At 62.6% G+C, this 254-nt stretch carries 1 protein-coding gene; it reads right to left on the bottom strand.

The genetic code is table 11. The annotated features are described in order from the left end of the window. Positions 1-254: F0F1 ATP synthase subunit A (locus tag ACSNOK_RS35205; RefSeq protein ID WP_436784758.1), on the bottom strand; the 254-nt coding region annotated here is incomplete at both ends.

Below are 254 nucleotides of genomic sequence, written 5' to 3'. Positions count from 1 at the left end.
CCACGGGGGCGACCCACAAGGCTTCGGCGTTGAGGCCGTTGATGACGAAGCCGGCAAGCACCTTCATCAGGATATGCCCGGCGGTCATCGCCACGAACAGTCGCAGCGCGAGGCTGAACGGGCGCATCAGGAAGCTGATCAGTTCGATCGGGAACAGGACCACGGCCATGAAGCCCTTGACGCCGTGCGGCACGAACAGGCTGAAGAAGTGGAAGCCGTGCTTGGCGAAGCCGATGACGAGCACGATCGAGAAG

It is taken from the genome of Streptomyces sp. URMC 126 (assembly GCF_051386555.1).
Taxonomy (GTDB): domain Bacteria; phylum Actinomycetota; class Actinomycetes; order Streptomycetales; family Streptomycetaceae; genus Streptomyces.
The sequence above is the reverse complement of the archived record's forward strand: the minus strand, read 5'-3'. Positions and strand labels throughout refer to the sequence as shown.